This window comes from Amycolatopsis sp. NPDC057786 (assembly GCF_042797905.1).
Lineage (GTDB): Bacteria > Actinomycetota > Actinomycetes > Mycobacteriales > Pseudonocardiaceae > Amycolatopsis.
This window is the reverse complement of sequence record NZ_JBHVKW010000001.1, coordinates 284,667-301,994: the sequence shown is the minus strand read 5'-3', so window position 1 is coordinate 301,994 and position 17,328 is coordinate 284,667. Positions and strand designations below refer to the sequence as shown.

Annotated in this window: 19 protein-coding genes; 8 read left to right on the top strand and 11 right to left on the bottom strand. The window is 68.1% G+C overall.

Annotated features, from left to right (window positions below; all coding sequences use genetic code 11):
* Positions 1-378: 378 nt before the first annotated feature.
* A complete protein-coding gene (locus ACFVM3_RS01520) occupies positions 379-621 on the bottom strand; it encodes a hypothetical protein (RefSeq protein ID WP_378434533.1) in 243 nt (80 codons plus the stop codon).
* Between the two features lie 90 nt (positions 622-711).
* Positions 712-2,061 carry a nucleobase:cation symporter-2 family protein gene (locus ACFVM3_RS01515; protein ID WP_378434531.1) on the bottom strand — a complete coding sequence of 450 codons (1,350 nt, stop codon included), beginning with the start codon at positions 2,059-2,061 and terminating at the stop codon, positions 712-714.
* 131 nt (positions 2,062-2,192) lie between these two features.
* Between ACFVM3_RS01515 and ACFVM3_RS01510 the strand changes: the two genes are divergently transcribed.
* The 3 genes from ACFVM3_RS01510 (at position 2,193) to ACFVM3_RS01500 (ending at position 5,274) form a co-directional block, all read left to right on the top strand.
* Positions 2,193-3,407, top strand: a complete 1,215-nt coding sequence (locus ACFVM3_RS01510) for an NAD(P)/FAD-dependent oxidoreductase (protein WP_378434529.1) — start codon at positions 2,193-2,195, stop codon at positions 3,405-3,407.
* Positions 3,408-3,439: 32 nt separating this feature from the next.
* On the top strand, positions 3,440-4,159 hold the full coding sequence (locus ACFVM3_RS01505) for a Clp protease N-terminal domain-containing protein (protein WP_378434527.1): 720 nt from the start codon (positions 3,440-3,442) through the stop codon (positions 4,157-4,159).
* Positions 4,160-4,314: 155 nt separating this feature from the next.
* Entirely contained in the window at positions 4,315-5,274 is a 960-nt protein-coding gene (locus tag ACFVM3_RS01500; RefSeq protein WP_378434525.1) for a hypothetical protein, read from the top strand.
* Between the two features lie 81 nt (positions 5,275-5,355).
* Here the strand turns inward: ACFVM3_RS01500 and gndA are convergent, their stop codons facing one another.
* Both gndA and ACFVM3_RS01490 read right to left on the bottom strand, forming a co-directional pair.
* Positions 5,356-6,795, bottom strand: a complete 1,440-nt coding sequence (gene gndA / locus ACFVM3_RS01495; RefSeq protein ID WP_378434523.1) for an NADP-dependent phosphogluconate dehydrogenase — start codon at positions 6,793-6,795, stop codon at positions 5,356-5,358.
* Between the two features lie 450 nt (positions 6,796-7,245).
* The gene (locus tag ACFVM3_RS01490; RefSeq protein WP_378434521.1) at positions 7,246-8,154 is read right to left on the bottom strand and encodes an MBL fold metallo-hydrolase; all 909 of its coding nucleotides are present in this window, start codon (positions 8,152-8,154) and stop codon (positions 7,246-7,248) included.
* 219 nt (positions 8,155-8,373) lie between these two features.
* On the opposite strand from ACFVM3_RS01490, the gene ACFVM3_RS01485 reads away from it, so the two are divergent.
* Genes ACFVM3_RS01485 through ACFVM3_RS01475 form a run of 3 tightly spaced genes read left to right on the top strand, consistent with a single transcriptional unit; the run spans position 8,374 to position 10,920 of the window.
* Entirely contained in the window at positions 8,374-9,231 is an 858-nt protein-coding gene (locus ACFVM3_RS01485) for a helix-turn-helix transcriptional regulator (RefSeq protein WP_126733165.1), read from the top strand.
* A 1-nt stretch (position 9,232) separates the two neighbouring features.
* Positions 9,233-10,048, top strand: coding sequence for an SAM-dependent methyltransferase (locus tag ACFVM3_RS01480; protein ID WP_378434519.1), 816 nt, complete (start codon positions 9,233-9,235; stop codon positions 10,046-10,048).
* A gap of 14 nt (positions 10,049-10,062) precedes the next feature.
* Positions 10,063-10,920 (top strand): SAM-dependent methyltransferase, encoded by an 858-nt coding sequence (locus tag ACFVM3_RS01475; RefSeq protein WP_378434517.1) that lies wholly within the window; start codon positions 10,063-10,065, stop codon positions 10,918-10,920.
* Between the two features lie 4 nt (positions 10,921-10,924).
* Here ACFVM3_RS01475 and ACFVM3_RS01470 read toward each other — a convergent pair whose 3' ends face one another.
* Both ACFVM3_RS01470 and ACFVM3_RS01465 read right to left on the bottom strand, forming a co-directional pair.
* Positions 10,925-11,188, bottom strand: a complete 264-nt coding sequence (locus ACFVM3_RS01470) for a hypothetical protein (protein WP_378434515.1) — start codon at positions 11,186-11,188, stop codon at positions 10,925-10,927.
* Positions 11,189-11,193: 5 nt separating this feature from the next.
* The gene (locus ACFVM3_RS01465; protein WP_378434513.1) at positions 11,194-11,466 is read right to left on the bottom strand and encodes a hypothetical protein; all 273 of its coding nucleotides are present in this window, start codon (positions 11,464-11,466) and stop codon (positions 11,194-11,196) included.
* Positions 11,467-11,816: 350 nt separating this feature from the next.
* On the opposite strand from ACFVM3_RS01465, the gene ACFVM3_RS01460 reads away from it, so the two are divergent.
* Positions 11,817-12,071: a DUF397 domain-containing protein gene (locus ACFVM3_RS01460; RefSeq protein WP_364200540.1), complete on the top strand. Its 255-nt coding sequence runs from the start codon at positions 11,817-11,819 to the stop codon at positions 12,069-12,071.
* Between the two features lie 58 nt (positions 12,072-12,129).
* On the opposite strand, the gene ACFVM3_RS01455 is transcribed toward ACFVM3_RS01460, so the two are convergent.
* From ACFVM3_RS01455 to ACFVM3_RS01435, 5 genes are all read right to left on the bottom strand, one after another.
* Positions 12,130-12,678 carry a hypothetical protein gene (locus ACFVM3_RS01455; RefSeq protein ID WP_378434511.1) on the bottom strand — a complete coding sequence of 183 codons (549 nt, stop codon included), beginning with the start codon at positions 12,676-12,678 and terminating at the stop codon, positions 12,130-12,132.
* Entirely contained in the window at positions 12,671-13,804 is a 1,134-nt protein-coding gene (locus ACFVM3_RS01450; RefSeq protein ID WP_378434509.1) for a hypothetical protein, read from the bottom strand. The genes ACFVM3_RS01455 and ACFVM3_RS01450 overlap by 8 nt, the downstream gene beginning before the upstream one ends.
* Before the next feature lie 18 nt (positions 13,805-13,822).
* Positions 13,823-14,230: a FixH family protein gene (locus ACFVM3_RS01445; protein ID WP_378434507.1), complete on the bottom strand. Its 408-nt coding sequence runs from the start codon at positions 14,228-14,230 to the stop codon at positions 13,823-13,825.
* Positions 14,227-15,675 carry a hypothetical protein gene (locus ACFVM3_RS01440; protein ID WP_378434505.1) on the bottom strand — a complete coding sequence of 483 codons (1,449 nt, stop codon included), beginning with the start codon at positions 15,673-15,675 and terminating at the stop codon, positions 14,227-14,229. The genes ACFVM3_RS01445 and ACFVM3_RS01440 overlap by 4 nt, the downstream gene beginning before the upstream one ends.
* An 84-nt stretch (positions 15,676-15,759) precedes the next feature.
* Positions 15,760-16,635: an alpha/beta fold hydrolase gene (locus ACFVM3_RS01435; protein WP_378434503.1), complete on the bottom strand. Its 876-nt coding sequence runs from the start codon at positions 16,633-16,635 to the stop codon at positions 15,760-15,762.
* Between the two features lie 54 nt (positions 16,636-16,689).
* Between ACFVM3_RS01435 and ACFVM3_RS01430 the strand changes: the two genes are divergently transcribed.
* Positions 16,690-17,226: a CGNR zinc finger domain-containing protein gene (locus ACFVM3_RS01430; protein WP_378434501.1), complete on the top strand. Its 537-nt coding sequence runs from the start codon at positions 16,690-16,692 to the stop codon at positions 17,224-17,226.
* Positions 17,227-17,328 lie beyond the last annotated feature (102 nt).

Genomic DNA, 17,328 nt, shown 5'->3' with positions numbered 1-17,328 from the left:
GGGGGGCGCTGTATACGCGAACCAAAGGTCGGTCACCGCCGATATGAGCGGAAGCGGTTGAATACACGCTGTGTGACTGGCCTACGCTGGCGTCTTCCATCGGGTGAATAATTTTTGGTTAACTTCACCCATTCGGCGGTGAGTTGCGGTAAAACTACTCCTCGCCCGTTACCGGTGCGAAAGGTTTCAGCTGGTGGATGACGACGATGTTTCGGTCGCCGACCTGCTTATTCGCGAGGGCTGGGACGACCACGAGGAGTCACGGGCAAAGTCACGCTGGAGAGTTGTCGCGGTGGTGATCGCCGTGGTCGTCGCCTGCGGCGCGGCCGCTGTTCTCGTCGGGTTCGATTCGGACCCGGAACCGAATGCGGCGCCGCATCAGATGAGCGTCATCGAGATGCCGAAGCGGCCTTCGGATAATGGTGGAGCCGGCGCGACGTCGGCGGTCCCGTCCACCGAGACGGTCGAAACCGGCGTCGGGGAACCTACGTCGCGCCCCAGCCGGACGACGTCCAGCCGTCGCACGTCGAGCTCGGCCGCGTCGACGTCCGACTCCCCGGATCCCACCACGCCGACGTCGTCGAACGGGCCCGCCGAGCCGCCCAGGACGACCGGGTCCACCGTCGTTCCGCAGCCGCCCAATCCGACTCCGCCGCCGCCTTCGACGACGCCGACCGAAGAGTGCAACCTCTGGCCGAAGTGGCTGTTCTGCTAAGGCGCTTGCAGTAGATCCGGGTCCCGGCGTTTGCCGAGGTGGTTGAACAGCAGGTTGAGGGTGAAGGCGACGATCGCGGCGACCGTGATCGGGCTGCCGCAGATGGTCTGAAGCCACGCCGGGAAATGCTGGAAGAAGATCGAGTTCCCGAACCGGTTCGTGGCGAACGCGGGCAGCAATCCGACCCCGACCGACACCGCGACGATGAAAGTGTTGTGGTTGCCGGAGAACTCCACCTTCTTCAGGTTCTGCACGCCGACCGCGGCGACCATCGCGAACATGACCACCGCGACCGCGCCGATCACCGGCTCCGGGACGGCCGCGACGAAGGCGCCGACCTTCGGTACCAGTCCCATCAGCACGAGCAGGCCACCCGCCATCGCGACCACCCACCGGCTGCGCACCCCGGTCATCTGCACGAGGCCGACGTTCTGCGCGAAAGCGGTGTCCGGGAACGAGTTCATCGCGCCGCCGAGGATGGCCGAAAGGCCGTCGGTGGCGAGACCGCGCGCGAGGTCGGAGTCGGTCGCGGGCCGTCCGGTGATCTCGCCGACGGCGACGAGGTCCGCGGTGGATTCGGTGTAGGTCACCAGCATCACGACGCACATCGAGAGCACGGCCGCGATCGGGAAGGTCGGCGGGCCGAAGTGGAACGGCGACGCGAGGCCGAACCAGCCGGCGTCGGCGATCCCCTTGAAGCTCACCAGGCCCATCGGGATGGCCGCGACCAGGCCGAGCAGCAGCGCCAGCAGCGGGCCGATCTGGCTCGCGAACCCGCGCAGTACCCGGGTGAACAGGACGATCACCGCGATCACGCCGAACGCGAGCGCGATGTTGGCGGGTTTCGCGTAGTCCGGCGATCCGGTGTCGTGTCCGGCGATCAGCCCGACGCCAGGGCCGATGAGCGAAATGCCGATGACCATGAGCAGCGTGCCCGAAACCAGCGGCGGGAAGAACCGGATCATCTTCGCGAACGGTTTCGCGATGAGCAGGCCGAAGACACCCGACGCGATCATCGCGCCGTAGACGGCTTGCATGCCGTACTGGGACGCGATCATGATCATCGGGTTGACCACGGTGAACGTCGCGCCCGCCACCACCGGCAGCCGGATGCCGAAGATCCTGCCGATCCCGACCGCCTGTATCAGCGTCGCGATGCCCGCGACCAGCAGATCCGCGTTGACCAGCAACGCGATCGTCGCCGCGTCCAGGTTCAGCGCGCTGCCCACGACGAGCGGAACGGCCACCGAGCCCGCGTACATGATCGTCATGTGCTGCAGGCCGAGCAAGGTCAGCTTCGGCAGCGGCGGGCGGGCGTCGACCGGGTGGACCTCTGGCCTGCTCATGGAGCCCCCTTCTCACGTGCGGGAACAAGCAGTGGACTCGCCGGGCATGACCGTAGCGCGTCCGCCGCGTGAGGATCACGTTGCGAAGAAGCGGTGTTGAATGGACGTCGGGCACAACGGAAGGAGCGCCGATGGAGACCGTCCTCGTCGTAGGGGCCGGGCAGAGCGGGTTCGGAGTGGCGACCTCGCTGCGGGACAAGGGATTCGACGGCCGGGTGGTGCTGATCGGTGACGAACCCGGCCTGCCGTACCAGCGGCCTCCGCTTTCGAAGGGCTACCTCGCCGGGACCGCGGGCGACGCCCAGTTGCGTTTGCGGCCAGAGGACTTCTTCGCGGAGAAGGACATCGAGCTGATCCCCGGCCGTGTCGCGTCGGTGGATCGCGATGACACGAAGGTGGTACTCGAGGACGGGAGCGCCCACGAGTACGACCACCTCGTCCTCGCGACGGGCGCGGACAACCGTGTCCTGCCGGTTCCGGGTTCCACTTTGGACGGTGTGTTCACCCTGCGTACCAAGGACGACGCCGACGTGTTGCGCGCCGCGCTGGAAAGCGCGGAGAACGTGGTGGTGGTCGGGGGCGGCTTCATCGGGCTCGAATTCGCCGCGCACGCCGGACGGCCGGTGACGATCGTGGAGGCGCAGGACAGGCTGCTGGCCCGTGTCGCGACTCCCGAGGTCTCGGCGTACTTCGCGGCTCTGCACGAGGGGGCCGGGCACACGATCCTGCTCGGCACGGGGGTCGCCGCGTTGCACGGTGACGGCCGGGTGGCCGAGGTGGAACTGAGCGACGGCAGCCGTCTGCTCGCCGACCTGGTGCTGGTCGGGGTCGGGGTGGTGCCGCGGACACGGCTCGCCGAAGAGGCGGGGCTCGCCGTGGCGAACGGTGTCGTCGTCGACGAACACCTGCGCACGAGCGACCCGAAGATCTCGGCGGTGGGGGACTGCGCGAACTTCCCGTGCGTCCAGGCGGGGACGGCGACCCGGCTGGAGTCGGTGCAGAACGCCGTCGACCAGGCGCGGGCCGTCGCGTCCGTCATCGTCGGTGAACCCGCGCCCTACGAGAGCCTGCCGTGGTTCTGGACCGACCAGCTCGGCGCGAAGCTGCAGATCGCCGGGCTGCTCACCGGGGCGGACAAGACCGTCGTGACCGGCGATCGGGAGGGCGGGAAGTTCTCGGTGCTGTCGTTCCGCGACGGTGTGCTCGTCGGGGTGGAGTCGGTGAACCGGCCGCCGGACCACATCGCCGCGCGCCGCCTCCTCGCCGCGGATCCGGAGCCACGGTTCGAGACGCTGGAGGCCAACGGCTTCGACCTCAAGGCCACCTTTGCGTCAACCCGTGGTTGACGATTGCTTATCGTCAACCTAAAGTTGACGGCATGACGAACCCAGTCCGGCTCGACGACCTCATCTCCCATATCAAGCAGCAGCATCCCGACGGCGACGTGCTCGGCCAGCTGTCCGACGCGGTCTTCCTCGGCGAGCACCTCGGCGAAGTGGCCGACCATCTGATCGGTCACTTCGTCGACCAGGCGCGACGTTCCGGCGCGTCCTGGACCGAAATCGGCAAGAACATGGGGGTGTCCAAACAGGCCGCCCAGAAGCGCTTTGTCGACTCCAGCGGCTCTTCGCTGGAAGACCTGGTGAAGGTGTTCAGCCGCTACACCGATCGCGCGCGGCACGTCGTCGTCGCGTCACGAGACGCGGCGGTCTCGGCTAAGAGCCCGCAGATCGAACCCGTGCACCTGGTTCTCGGTCTGCTTTCGGAACCGGCCGCGCTCGCCGCCGGGGCGATCGTGGCGCAGAACGTGACTCTCGAAGCCGTCCGTGAGGCCGCGGAGGCACGGCTGCCGGAACCCGCCGACGAGCCGGCGGAGGCGGCGAAGATGGCGTTCGGCGCGCAGGCCAAGAAGGCCCTCGAACTGACCATGCGGGAGTCGCTGCGGCTCGGGCACAACTACATCGGCACCGAGCACATCCTGCTGGCTCTGTTCGAACTCGGCGACGACCTGCTGACCGGGCTCGGGCTCACGAAAGAGAAGGCCGAAGCGACGATCTTGGGGGCACTGGAGGAGATCGTCGCGTCCAGGGAGGGCTGAAAGCGTCCTTCACCGCATGTCGCGCGGTGAAGGACGCTTTCGTCTCATGTGATGCGGGGAAAGTCCCCTTCAGCGCTTATCCACAACACCCCAGTTGTCCACAGGTGCGGGAATCGGTTCTGGGCAGGCGTCGTGGCGGCCACCACGATCGAAGAATGAAAAAAGGATCATGGGGCGACGACCCCGAACTCCTGCTGGAGAACAGCGACCACGGCGTCATCCGCGTGATGCGCCTTCAAGAAATGGGGGTGTCCTCGACCACGACGTATCGAAGATGCGGGCCGAGCGGCCCTTGGACAAGGCTCTTGCCTGGCATTGTCCTTCTCTTCAACGCACCGCCTTCTCGCGAACAGCAGATCGCCGCGGCGATGCTGTACGGCGGCGAATCCGCTCTGATCACCGGTGGTGAAGCGTGCCGGATCCATGGCCTGCGTAATGTGCCCGACACCGGCGACGAGGTCCACCTTCTGGTACCGCACGAACGGAAGCTGCACAACTACGGCTTCGTGGTTGTCGAGCGGACCCAGCGGATGCCTCGAGCGATCAACCGAGAAGGTCGCCCGCTGGCGGAAATCACCCGCGCGACTCTCGACGTCTGTCGCAGGCAGACGGAAGTCAGGCCAGTCCGGGCCCTGATGAGCGAAGTGGTTCAGCGCAGATTCAGCTCTTTTGAGCGGTTGTGCCACGAACTGGCCCATGGCAGCCGGCGGGGCAGCGCAGTGCCTCGTCTTGTGCTCGCGGAACTGGCTTCCGGGCAGGAGTCGATCGCCGAGATCGATGCCCGGCGAGTTTGGGAACGATCCGGCCTGCCGGAACCGATGTGGAACAAGAAGCTGTACGACGCCGCGGGCGGATATGTCGCCAAGCCAGACGGCTGGTTCGACGATGTGGGGCTGGCTTGGGAGGTCGACTCGCTGTCATTCCATCTCCAGGTCGTGGACGGGTTCGACCGGACCTTGGCGAGGAACGGGCGGTATGCGGCGGCGGGTGTACTGGTTCTTCAGACCTTGCCGTCGCGGTTGCGGTCCGAGCCGGACAAGGTGGCCGCCGAGTTGCGGGCCGCCCATGCCGCGGCCGCCGCTCGGGCTCGGCCGGACGTGCGCATCGCGAGTTGACGAAGGGGCCCTTCACCGCATGCCATGCGGTGAAGGGCCCCTTTGTGGCGTCTTATGCGGGGAAAGTCCCCTTCAGCCCTGTCAGGCGGAGGACTCGGGGCGGCCGTCGGCTGCCCAGGCGGTGTGGAACGAACCCTCGCGGTCGACGCGGCGGTACGTGTGGGCACCGAAGTAGTCCCGCTGCCCCTGCACCAGCGCGGCGGGGAGCCGCTCCGCGCGCAGACCGTCGTAGTAGGCGAGCGCGGTCGAGAAACCCGGGGTCGGGATGCCGAGCCGCACGGCCGTGGAGATCACCGAACGCCAGGAGTCCTGTGCGTCCTCGACCGCCTTGCGGAAGCCGCCTGAAGTCAGCAGCGTCGGCAGCGCGGGCTCTTCGGCGTACGCGGCCGTGATGTCGTTCAGGAACTTCGCGCGGATGATGCAGCCGCCGCGCCAGATGGACGCGACCTTGCCGAGGTCGATGTCCCAGCCGTACTCGGCGCCGCCTGCCTGGATCTGGTTGAAGCCCTGGGCGTACGCCACCACCTTCGACGCGTACAGCGCCTGCTCGACGTCGTCCGCGAAGGTGTCCAAAGCGGACCCCGTCAGCGGAGCGCGCGAGGGACCGCCGAGCCCGCGGGAGGCCTCGCGCAGGCTCGACGAGCCGGACAGCGAACGCGCGAAGACGGCTTCGGCGATGCCGCTGATCGGCACGCCCAGGTCCAGTCCGATTTGGACGGTCCAGCGGCCGGTGCCCTTCTGCTCCGCCTGATCCGCCACGATGTCGACGAACGGCTTGCCGGAAGCGGCGTCGGTGTGGGCCAGCACCTGCGAGGTGATCTCGATCAGGTACGAGTCCAGCCTGCCCGAATTCCAGGTGCGGAAGACCTCGGCGATCTCGGCGGGGGAGTAGCCGCCCGCGCCGCGCAGGAGATCGAACGACTCGGCGATCAGCTGCATGTCGGCGTACTCGATGCCGTTGTGCACCATCTTCACGAAATGCCCGGCGCCGTCCGCGCCCACGTGCGTGCAGCACGGTTCGCCGTCGACCTTCGCCGAGATGTCCTCGAACAGCGGACCGAGCGACTGGTACGACTCCTTGGACCCGCCCGGCATGATGCTCGGCCCGTGCAGCGCGCCCTCCTCGCCGCCGGACACACCGGTGCCGACGAAGTGGATGCCCTTCTCGCGCAGCGCGGCCTCCCGGCGCCGGGTGTCCGCGAAGTGCGCGTTGCCCGCGTCGACGATCACGTCGCCCTTTTCCAGGAGCGGGACGAACTCGTCGATCACCGCGTCCGTCGGCGCGCCGGCCTTGACCATGATCACGACCTGGCGCGGCCGCTCCAGCGCGTCGACGAACTCCTGCGCCGAATACGCCGGGATGAAGTCGCCTTCGTCGCCGAACTGCTCGACCAGTTCCTTCGTCCGCTGCTCGGAACGGTTGTGCAGGGCCACCGTGTGCCCGTGCCTCGCGAGGTTCCTGGCCAGGTTGCGGCCCATGACCGCCAGGCCGGTGACCCCGATGCTCGCCTTCTTGCTCATCCGCACCCTTCCGCTTTGTTTCCCGTGCCGAGCCTATCCCCGTTGAGGGATACGGCGCCGGGGCGAGAAGGGATCAACGGGGAGTTGTCCACAACCTGGCCTGTCTGTGGACAACTCGACTGACGCGCCCCGACCCGCCCGTCGCGCCGGTACGCTGGGTTCGGGGTCGCCCCCCAGGGACGGGTGGGGGCTGCGTGTGGGGCTTTTCGGGGGTTTCAGGATGGCTTGAAAGGGTCTTTCAGGACGCAAAGTGTCTTGAACGACCCTTTCATGACGTTCGGGTGCGGGGGCGCTGGGAGGGCGCGGGTGCCGGGCGGGAGGGTTGTGAAAGCCACTTTCGTAACCTTCAACGTTGGGAAAGTGGCTTTCGCAACACCGGCAGCAGCACCGGCAGCGCAACAGTGACAGCACCGGACAGTGACAGCAGCGGCGCCGGGGCGGCGCCAGCCGTCAGGAGAAGCACCGGATCGGGGCGCCGTTGAAGGTGACCATGTCCGCCAGCGCGGCTCCGAGATCGATCGCCCCACCCCACTCGAGACCGTCCAGTTCGGCATACGCCCGGTGCAGGTTCGCCGGCAGCCGCTCCTGTTCGGACAGTGCCGCGTAGGGTCCCAGATCCGCTTCGCGAGCGGCCTGGAGCGGCGTCAGCCCGGCGGCCTTCCCGTACGAAGCGAGTTTCTGCAGAAAACCCAGGTACCCGTCGACGACGTCGATCGCTTCGGGGCCGCACACCGGCCCGTGGCCCGGCACGATCGTCTCCGGCTCCAGTTCGCGGACCAGGTCCAGCGCCTTCCGCCAGCCGGCGGGTGAGCCCATCAACGCGAAAGGGCTGCCGCCGTTGAAGATCAGGTCGCCGACGAACAGCACCCGCCGCTCCGGCAGCCAGACCAGGACGTCGTTGGTGGTGTGCGCGGCGTGTCCGGGATGGATCAGCTCCAGCCGGACGTCGCCGGCGTGAACGGTCAGCCGGTCGTCGAACACGACTTCGGGCGGCCGCAGCTCGAGATGCCCCCAGTCGTTGCCGGTGAACGAGTCCTCGTAGGTGTTGATCCCGGTCGCGACCATCACCTCGCGCGTCTTCCGGTGCCCGACGATCGTGGCGCCGGTCGCCAGGTGGTTGCCGTTCGTGTGGTCGCCGTGGTGATGCGTGTTGACCACGGTGGTCACCGGCGCCCCGCCCACCGATTCCGCCGTCGCCAGCAACGCCCTGGTACGCCGTTCGGTGGAACACGTGTCGATCACCACCGTGTGCTCGCCCGCGGCGACGATCCCGCAGTTGTTGATCCACCACGAGCCGTCCGGCTGGACGTACCCGAACACACCATCGGTGACCTGCCTGGCGAAGGGGGATTGGTCCACTCGGTCACTATGCCCGACCGGCGTGCCCGAAATGTGACGAGATCGCTCCGCCACCAGGGTGACGTACCAGGTGACTGGTGTTTTCGGCCGTTTCCTGGAACGCTGCGCAATGTCATCATCGAACCCCTCAAGGTGAAGTACCCTGGGTGGGTTCGAGTATTCGCGCGCAGGACCGCGGGCAGCCGCGGTCCTGGTTATGTGGTCCGGGAGAGCAAGGCGATGGCCAGCACCGTCACCTCGCGCCGGAAGCAGCTCGGGAACGAGCTCCGGCATGCCCGCAACGCCGCGCGGATGACACAGCAGCAGGTCGCCGAGGTTCTCGGCTGCACCCAGGGCAAGGTCAACAAGATCGAGTCCGGTGCCGTCGGGGTCAAGCTCGGGGATGTGCGATCCATGCTGAACGCGTTCGGGATCAACGGCGACGAGGCCGACACGTTGATGAACCTGGCCCGCGCCGCGGCCGGGCAGCGCGGCCACTGGTCCGGCTACCGATCCGTGGTGCCGCACTGGTTCCGCACCTTCACCGACCTCGAACCCGCGGCCGCGGAGATCCTCACCTGGCACGGCGAGCGCATCCCCGGCCCGTTGCAGTCCGAGCACTACATGCTCAAGCAGTTCACCGAAGCGGGCGCCACCGACGTGACCTCACTGGTCCGCAACCGGCTGGACCGCAAGGCCGTCTTCGAACAGCAGCAACCGCCCTACTACCGGTTCATCATCAGCGAAGGCGCCTTGCGCCGCGCTCCGGGCGGCTCCGCCCCGGCGGTGATGCTGGACCAGGTCGAGCATCTGCTGGCGCTGGACAAGCATCCGCGCGTGTACGTGCACGTGTTGCCGTTCGGTGCGCGGCTCGCCGCGGTGCCCAACGACTTCACCATCATGCGGTTTCCCGATCGCACCAGGGATTTCGTCTACATCGAACATTCCGCGGGTGGGTTGTACCTCGACGACGTCAAGGATTTCAACATCTTCGTCGACTCCTGGGACCGGCTGCGCGGCGCCGCGCTGGAACGCCAGGAGACCCGGCAGTTCCTCAAGGAACTCGCCGAGCTGTACAGAACCCAGATGCAATCCTGAGATGGATCCGCGGTTCCTGCCCGACGGTGTGGATCTCGAGCGGCCCAACGCCGCCCGGATCTACGACTGGGCGCTCGGCGGAACCGCGAACTGGGCGGTGGACAGGGAATTCGGCGAGCAGCTGGTCAAGGCCTTCCCGCTCGTGCGCACCGCGGCCAGGGCGAACAGGGCCTTCCTCGGCCGTGCGGTGCGGTATTGCGCCGAGCACGGCGTGAACCAGTTCCTCGACCTCGGTTCCGGCGTGCCGACGGTCGGCAACGTCCACGAGATCGCCGACGACGTAGACGACGACAGCCGGTGCGTGTACGTCGACAACGAGCCGGTCGCCGTGGCGCACGCCAGGATCCTGCTGGAGAGGAACGGGGATCCCGCCAGGCACGCGGTGCTCGGCGGCGACCTGCGCGACCCGGACGACATCTGGGAACGCGCCATCGACACCGGCGTGCTCGATCCGGCGAAACCGGTGGCCCTGCTCACCGTCGCGGTCCTGCATTTCGTGCCGGAGCCCGAACTCGCCGACGTCATCGCGCGCTACCGGCGCCTGCTGCCCGCGGGCTCCTTCTACGTCCTGTCCCATGTCACGATGTCCGGTGTGGAAGGTGACGAGCTGGAACAGGTCCAGCGCGTCGTGAAGCAGTACGAGCAGTCGAGCACGCCCGCGTCCTTCCGCGACAAGGAAGAGATCCTCGGTTTCTTCGGTGATTTCGACCTCGTGGCACCGGGTCTCGTCCCGGTCGGAGCATGGCGGCTGGACGACCCCCACTCGCCTGCGGTTGACTGCGCCATCGGCGGGGTCGCCCGCAAACCCGGTTTCTGACGAGGTGTGACGGTATGACGACGCAGCAGGACCCCATCGACCCGGTGGCCCCCGAAGGTGTCGATCTCGAACGACCCAACGTGGCCAGGGTGTACGACTGGTTCCTCGGCGGTTCGGCCAACTGGGCCATCGACCGCGAGTTCGGTACGCAGGTGCTGAAGCAGTTCCCGGAGGTCAAGACGTTCGCCCGCGTCGGCCGTGACTTCCTCGGCCGCGGCGTGGGTTACCTGGCCCGTCAAGGGATCACGCAGTTCCTCGACATCGGCTCCGGCGTGCCCACCGTCGGCAACGTCCACCAGATCGCGAGCGCGGTCAATCCGGACTCGCGGGTCGTGTACGTCGACATCGAACCGGTCGCCGTCGCGCATTCCCAGCTGCTGCTGGAACGGGAGGGTCTGCTCGGGCGGCACGCGGTCCTGCAGGGTGACGTGCGGGATCCCGCCGACATCTGGAAACGCGCCCTCGAGACCGGGGTGATCGACCCGCGGCAGCCGATCGGGCTGGTCATGGTCGGCCTGCTGTACTTCCTCGGCCCGGAGGAGCCCGTGCACGAGATGGTCCAGCGGTACCTCGATTTCCTGCCGTCGGGTTCGTACTTCCTGTCCTCGCATCTGACCGAGGACGGCGTCACCCGCAAGGAAGGCGACAACCGGGAGAACGTCCAGGAGCTGTACAAGAAGACGAGCGCGCCGTTCCACCTGCGGTCCCGCGCGGAGTTCGCCGCGTTCTTCGACGGGCTGGAGCTGGTGGAGCCCGGCATCGACTGGATGGCCACCTGGCATCTCGACGAAGCGGATTCCCGCGCGAGCGACCGGTTCGCGGACGACCCGACCTTCACCGGCGGACTCGGCGGACTCGGCCGCAAGCCCTGAGCGGTCAGGCCCGGCCGGTCAGATGCCCGATCAGGGGTGTCAGCTCGAACTGACCTTCGAGCGGCCGGCCGGTCCTGATCAGGTCCCGGTGCGCGCCGGGCGCGTCGACTTCGGAGTTCCACGGCGGCTGTTTGCGCAGCGGCGCCTGGATGAGGCTGAACCCGAACCGCTGACGCAGTTCGAGGCCGATGGTGCGGTGGTGGTGCTTCGCCGAGGCCAGGCGTTCGTCCTCACGGCGGAACAGCAGCGTGGTCAGACGGACGGCCATGGCGATCACACTCCCCGGCTCGGACGCGGCAACCGCGCCTGATCGGCCGAACCGGCGAGGCCGAGGCAACGCTCGCAGGGCATCCCCGAACCGACGGGGACCCATTCCAGGTGGTCGTACGGCATCGCCGCGCCGCAGCGGGCGTGCAGGAACTCGGGGTGCGAACCCCCGGTGTGCAAGTCGAAGAGATGCGCGGAGCGGCGGCTTTCGCCCGCCGTACCGGCCATGAGCCTGCCGACGGCGACTACCGTCGCCGGCATGGTGTCCTGAATGATCACGCTGATCCTCCCCCACGAGGTCGGCGGTGGGTGGTCATGCGCCGCGGGGTGGGTGTCCCTGCCGGTCACCTGCCGTCGGTGGCCTGCCGGAACGGCGAAACTCCCTGCTGACGCACCCGGTGACGTCCGTCGCCGGGATGTCCGCGTACTGCGAGCGAATCACCAACAACCGAGCCCCGGCCGCTGCGATTAATCCTACTCCTGGAATAATCTTCATGTCGAGGGTGGGCGGAGTTGATCACCCACTTGGCCGTGCGGGATAGTCCCGTTGAGGCAGGGAGAAGCCGGGACGGTGACGGTTCGCGCAGGTCGCGGCCCGCACCCCCGACCGACGTTCGGAGGTACGACCAATGGCCGATTATCCATCGGCGGCGGATTACGATCCGACCACGGCCGTGTCGCTGTTCGACGACTCCGCGTGGGAGAAGTCCTTCGCGAGTGAGCCCAACGGGGGGAACTGCGTCGAGGTCAACCTCGCCAACGAAGGCCTGGTGGGGGTCCGTGACACCAAACTGGCCAACAGTCCCGTCTTCGTCTTCGATTCCGGTGAGTGGAACGCCTTCCTCAAGGCGGTCAAAGCCGGACAGTTCGATTTGAGCCCATGACGAAAGGCTCGCGTGCCCATCGGGACACGCGAGCCATCCGATCTTCGGTCACTTCGAGTCACACCGTGGCGGGGAGCCCGTTCCCGCGCAGCCTCGATTTCGTTCGGCGCCAGGCGACGGCGATCAGGACGGCGAGGACGATCAGCGGGATCAGGCTGATCGACCAGCTCACCGCCATCGGCGGTCCCGGCTGTTCGAGCACCGCCAGATCCCGCAGTTCTCCCGCGCCCTTGCCCGCGGGGCCCTCGATCTCGAACCGGAACGTCCACGAGCCCTGTGTCTGCAGGGCACGGATGTCCAGCCCCCACACCTCCAGTTTCCGCGGATGTTTCGCGAGCGGCTGCGGACGGCCCAGCCGCCCTGTCTCCGGATTGACGAACGCGAGCGTCCCCGACTTCCCGGCGATCCCGTCGTCCGGGATGAACGTGAAGTCCAGCGATTGCATGGCGCGCAAGGGCCACGTGCTGAAGCCGACCGTCATCCCGTACGGACCGACCTGGACCCGTTCGGTGTGGACGATGTTCACCGGTTCGTAGGCGTTCGCCGCGGGTGTGGTCGCGAACAGCAGACCGATCGCCGCCGCCAGGGCCAGCAGTGTCTTACGCATGCGTGTGTTCCCCCTTCGCCGGGGCCAGCAGCCCCAGCATCCCGCCGAAACGCCACCCGGCGAACCCGCCGAGCAGCCCGACCACCGCGCCGGCGGCGGCCGTCGTGAACACGATCGGCCACCTGATCGAGTCGGCCCCGTAGACGATCGCGTTCTGGATCGGCATGCTCGCGCCGACCAGGAGTCCGCCGATTCCGCCTGCCAGCAAGGAAACGCGGCCCGCGGACCAGCCGCGCCGCGAAAGCAGATACACCGCTTCGAGTACGGCCGCGATGGGCAGCAGCGCCATCGGCATCATCGAGGGCATCGCGGGCACGCCGTCGATGTAGTCGCGCATCGGGAGGCCGACGGCGCCCGCGTACGCCTCGGCGGCCCACGGCGAGAACCACCAGGTGATCGCCTGGATGACCGCCAGCGCCGCGGCGACCCGGACCGCTCCGCCGGGCCTGGCCCGGAATCCGGCGCCCGCCGAAACCAGCAGCACCGAAAGCAACGCGATGCCGACGGAGACGACGTCGAGCCCGTCGACGTCGATCTGCTGCAGCCCCAGCACCGTCACCGTGCTGAACGCGATCAGCACACCGAGGCTGCCGACCACGCCGACGGTGCCCCAGCGGTGTTCCCGCGCGGCCGCGAACACCATGACCGTGCCGATGATGCTCAGCGTGATCGACAGCAGCAGCCCGATATGCGGTGGCGAGTCGATCACCGCGTCGAAGCCGTAGAGACCGTGCCACCACTGGTCCCACAGGCCGTACAACAGGAACATCGCCGCGCCCGTGCCGGTCACCAGATAGCCGGCCGGTGCGGCGAAGACCTTGCCGAAGACGTTGATCGCGCGGCCGCCGACCCTGGCGTCGATCGGACGGCCCGCCCGGCGCGCGGCCGTGGTCATCAGCACGACCACGAGGCTCGCGAGCCCGGAGATCGCGCTGCCCGAATACAGGAACAGATGCGGCATCGTGAAGAACGTGTCCGGGCCGACGTCGCCGTGCCATTGGATGTCCCAGGTCAGCCCGATCAGCGAGATCACCGATCCGGCCAGCACCGTGCCCGCCGGTATCAAACCGTTGCGTTCACTGCGTGCCACCGAGACGGCCCTCGCTCCTCCCGCGGTGAGATCCATACCCCCGACTCCCTCTCTTTACTTGACCAGCAAAGGAAAAACGTGCTGCGTGGCGCCGGATGGCCCGCGCAGTGAAATGGTGATCTCCCATTGCCCCGACATCGGCAGCAGAACGTCGCCGGTGCGGAACTTCCCCGGCCCCTCCGCGATCGCGGGCGACGGGGCGAGCGCGTGCCCCATCTGCGGCATCACCGGTTCGAGGGTGACGACGTCCGGCGTGGCGCCCGTGACGGTCAGCGCGAAGACGTTCCCGCCCTGATGCGGATCGTCGACCGACAGCTGCACCGTGTACGGACCCTGTGTCGAGCGCTGCACCTGTGCCCCGCCGCCGCTCGGCCACACCAGCCAGGCCACGATCGCCGCCGCGAGCACCGCGACCACGGAGATCAGCAGGACGGGTTTGCGTCCGTCCACTGTGGAGTTCACTGCGGCACCCCTTCCGCCGGGACCTCGATCCGCAGGGGCACGGTCAGCACCGTGTAGTCGCGTTCGGCCTGCAACCAGATCCGGTACTTGCCGGGCGCGGAGAAGGTGTAGGTGAACGGGACGTCGGGGCCGTACGCGGCGACGGTCTCATCCGGTTTCCCCGGCATACCAGGGGATTGCGGGAGCATCGAGTGCACATGGGCCCAGGTCGGCGCGGCAGCGGCAGCCGCGCCGACCCGGCTGTCGTCGGTGATCGGGCCGACGACGATCAGGTGGCCGAGCATGCCCAGCCAGGGTTGGAGATCCGCTTTGCCGAACCGCGCGGTGATCGTGGTCGGCGTTCCCGGTTTGACTTCGACGTCGACCGGGGTCCCGTGTACGACCCGCTTTCCCGCGCCGGCCGGCACGGGTTCGGCGGGGGAGTCCGTTCCGGCGGCGACACCCAGCGTGGTGCGGGCCAGCTGCACGCCGCCGCCTCGCCGGGCGAGTTCCGCGGCGACGGCGTAGGTCCCGGCCTCGGGCGGGGTGAACTTCACCCGGTAGTCACCGGGCCCGACCCGCACCGGATGCAGATGCCAGAGCCTGCCCGTCGGCGAGATGACGACGAGATGGATCAAAGCGTTGTCGTGCACCAAAAGGTCGTCGACGGGGCGGCCGGTCGCGCCGTCGGCGATGGCGATCCGGACCTCGGTGAGCGCACCCGATCGCGCGTTCGGCGAACGCACGGCCAGATTCACCGGCGGCCGCGAGAAGTCCACTGTGGACATCTGCGCGTTCGCGTACGGGTCCTGGATGTTGTCGATCGTCGGGTCCAGTGCGGTACCGGGCGCGGGCGGCGGCGGGGTGGACGCGGAGAGCATCGCGCCGGTGACCGCGACCGCGAGCGCGGCGACCATCCCGCCGGCCGGGATCAGCGCGAGCTGCGGCCGCTTGACGCGCAGCGCGATGACGAGACCGAGCACCAGGAAAACGCCGGCGGCGACAAACCCGCCGAAGGTGGCCTTTTCCCACGGCGGGATGACCCTGGCCGGGACGATGAACGGGATCGTCGCGGTGTCCGTCCCGTCGTCGAGGCCGAGTTCCCACGGCCCCGGCTGGTCGACCCGCAGCCGCGCCGCATGGGCGCCGGGTTTCCCGTCCAGCCGGATCGTGGTTTCGGAGAACGTCGTCCCGGCGGCCGACGCGCGCAGTTTCAGCGTTCCCGGCGCGCTTCCGGTGTGCGTGACGACGTCGACGTGCAGTGGCCCGGGCGCGATGTCCATCCGCCGCAGGATGACCGTGAGATCCCGGGTGCCGAGCGTCTGCGCGACTTGGACGTCGGCGCCGCTCGACACGCCGTCGGCCTGGGCCGATCCGCCCAGCAGCAAGGACGCCAGCGCGCAGAGCACGAGTACGCGGGCGATGACCGACGGCGTCGTGCGCCGCCCCCTCGGTGAATTCCCCATCCCGGCTGAAGTTAACGACGATGGTCTCCGAAAGCGTCACGGCGCGGGGTGAACCGGGGTCCCCCGTAAAGGGGACGATGACCCTTACCGCAGGTGGGGGTCTCCGCCGAGCAGAAACGGTTTCAGGTTTTCCAGTACGGCGTGAGGACGTTCTTCGGCGAGGAAATGGCCGCATTCTTCGATCGCCGTGCCGGTGACGTCGTTCGCGTAGTCCTGCCAGATCTCCAGTGTCGGCAGCTTTCCCAGCAGGCCGCTCGCGCCCCACAGCGCCAGCACGGGGAGTTCGAGACGGTGACCCGCGTCGAAATCGGCATCGTCCGCTTCCGCGTCGTGCGGGAAGGACGCGCGGTAGTCGTCGAAACCGGCCCGCAGGGCGCCCGGAGCGGAGAACGCGCGGATGTATTCGTCGACTGCCTCCCGGCTCAGGCCCTGCCGCTGATGCGTCCAGCGTTCGAAGAAGTAGCCGAGGTAGGCGGCGATGTCCCGGCCGGCGAGCAGTTCCGGCAGATCCGGCTGGAGGTGGAACAGCCAGTGCCAGTAGGCGCGGCCGATCTCGGCGTCGAGGCGTTTCCAGAGTTCCCTCGTGGGGATGATGTCGAGGACGGCGAGCCGGTCGACCTGATCGGCCCGGTCCAGCGCCCAGCGGTGGGCGACCCGGCCGCCGCGGTCGTGCCCGACGACGGACACGCGCTCGAAACCCAGGTGTGTGGCGAGGGCGGCGACGTCCGCCGCCATCGTGCGTTTGTCGTAGCCGTCGCGGGGCTTGTCCGATTTGCCGTAGCCGCGCAGGTCGGGGGCGATGACGGTATGCGTTTCGGCCAGTTCGCCGATGACCTCGTGCCAGCAGAAGGACGTCTGCGGCCACCCGTGCAGGAGGAAGAGCGCGGGGCCCTCTCCGGCACGCAGGTAGTGCAGGCGGATGCCGTTGACCGAAGCGGTCTCGCTTTCTAACCGGTTCATGGGGTTAGACGGTAGACCGACCTCCTAACCGATGACAAGGGTTAGAATCGCCGGATGGAGTGGGTCTTCGACGGCGGGCGACCGTGCCTCGACCTCGTGAACACCGTGCGCGAGCGGCACGAGGACGGCCGGGAGCTGCTCACCGACCCTGCCGCCCTGACGGAATGGTTGCGGCTCATGGGTTTCGCCGTCGTCGAGGCGAGCGCGGACGAACTGTCGGCCGCGCGGGCACTGCGGGAGGCCGTCGACCAAGTGCTGTTGGGTGATCCGCGGCCTGAGGATGTCGTTCTGGTCAACGAGATGGCGTCCGACGCGCCGTCGCCGTGGTTGCGTTACGACGACGGCAAGCCGGTGAAGGAGCTGAGGCCGATGTCGGTCGTCGCCGCTCTCGGCGCGCTCGCGGCCGACGCGATCGACCTCGCCACCGAGGACATCGCGGTCCGGATCTGCGCCGCCGACGACTGTGGCCTGCGGTTCTGCGACGCCTCGCCGAGGCGGTCGCGCCAGTGGTGCTCGATGGCGCGCTGTGGCAACCGGGCGAAGGCCCGCGCCCACTACGCCCGCACCCGAAAAGCGCGATTAGAGGACTAAATGCGGGGTAAGGCAAAGGCGTCGGGCGCGGTGGGGGGTACCGCCCAGGTGTCGCGAAAGCCACTTTCGGGACATCAGGTGTCGCGAAAGTGGCTTTCGCGA

Excerpts from the sequence above, each read along its gene's own strand:
- ACFVM3_RS01515 (WP_378434531.1), bottom strand. The coding sequence starts at position 2,061 with ATGAGCAGGCCAGAGGTCCACCCGGTCGACGCCCGCCCGCCGCTGCCG.
- ACFVM3_RS01510 (WP_378434529.1), top strand. The coding sequence starts at position 2,193 with ATGGAGACCGTCCTCGTCGTAGGGGCCGGGCAGAGCGGGTTCGGAGTG.
- ACFVM3_RS01505 (WP_378434527.1), top strand. The coding sequence starts at position 3,440 with ATGACGAACCCAGTCCGGCTCGACGACCTCATCTCCCATATCAAGCAG.
- ACFVM3_RS01500 (WP_378434525.1), top strand. The coding sequence starts at position 4,315 with ATGAAAAAAGGATCATGGGGCGACGACCCCGAACTCCTGCTGGAGAAC.
- gndA (WP_378434523.1), bottom strand. The coding sequence starts at position 6,795 with ATGAGCAAGAAGGCGAGCATCGGGGTCACCGGCCTGGCGGTCATGGGC.
- ACFVM3_RS01485 (WP_126733165.1), top strand. The coding sequence starts at position 8,374 with ATGGCCAGCACCGTCACCTCGCGCCGGAAGCAGCTCGGGAACGAGCTC.
- ACFVM3_RS01480 (WP_378434519.1), top strand. The coding sequence starts at position 9,233 with ATGGATCCGCGGTTCCTGCCCGACGGTGTGGATCTCGAGCGGCCCAAC.
- ACFVM3_RS01475 (WP_378434517.1), top strand. The coding sequence starts at position 10,063 with ATGACGACGCAGCAGGACCCCATCGACCCGGTGGCCCCCGAAGGTGTC.
- ACFVM3_RS01470 (WP_378434515.1), bottom strand. The coding sequence starts at position 11,188 with ATGGCCGTCCGTCTGACCACGCTGCTGTTCCGCCGTGAGGACGAACGC.
- ACFVM3_RS01460 (WP_364200540.1), top strand. The coding sequence starts at position 11,817 with ATGGCCGATTATCCATCGGCGGCGGATTACGATCCGACCACGGCCGTG.
- ACFVM3_RS01455 (WP_378434511.1), bottom strand. The coding sequence starts at position 12,678 with ATGCGTAAGACACTGCTGGCCCTGGCGGCGGCGATCGGTCTGCTGTTC.
- ACFVM3_RS01450 (WP_378434509.1), bottom strand. The coding sequence starts at position 13,804 with ATGGATCTCACCGCGGGAGGAGCGAGGGCCGTCTCGGTGGCACGCAGT.
- ACFVM3_RS01440 (WP_378434505.1), bottom strand. The coding sequence starts at position 15,675 with ATGGGGAATTCACCGAGGGGGCGGCGCACGACGCCGTCGGTCATCGCC.
- ACFVM3_RS01435 (WP_378434503.1), bottom strand. The coding sequence starts at position 16,635 with ATGAACCGGTTAGAAAGCGAGACCGCTTCGGTCAACGGCATCCGCCTG.
- ACFVM3_RS01430 (WP_378434501.1), top strand. The coding sequence starts at position 16,690 with ATGGAGTGGGTCTTCGACGGCGGGCGACCGTGCCTCGACCTCGTGAAC.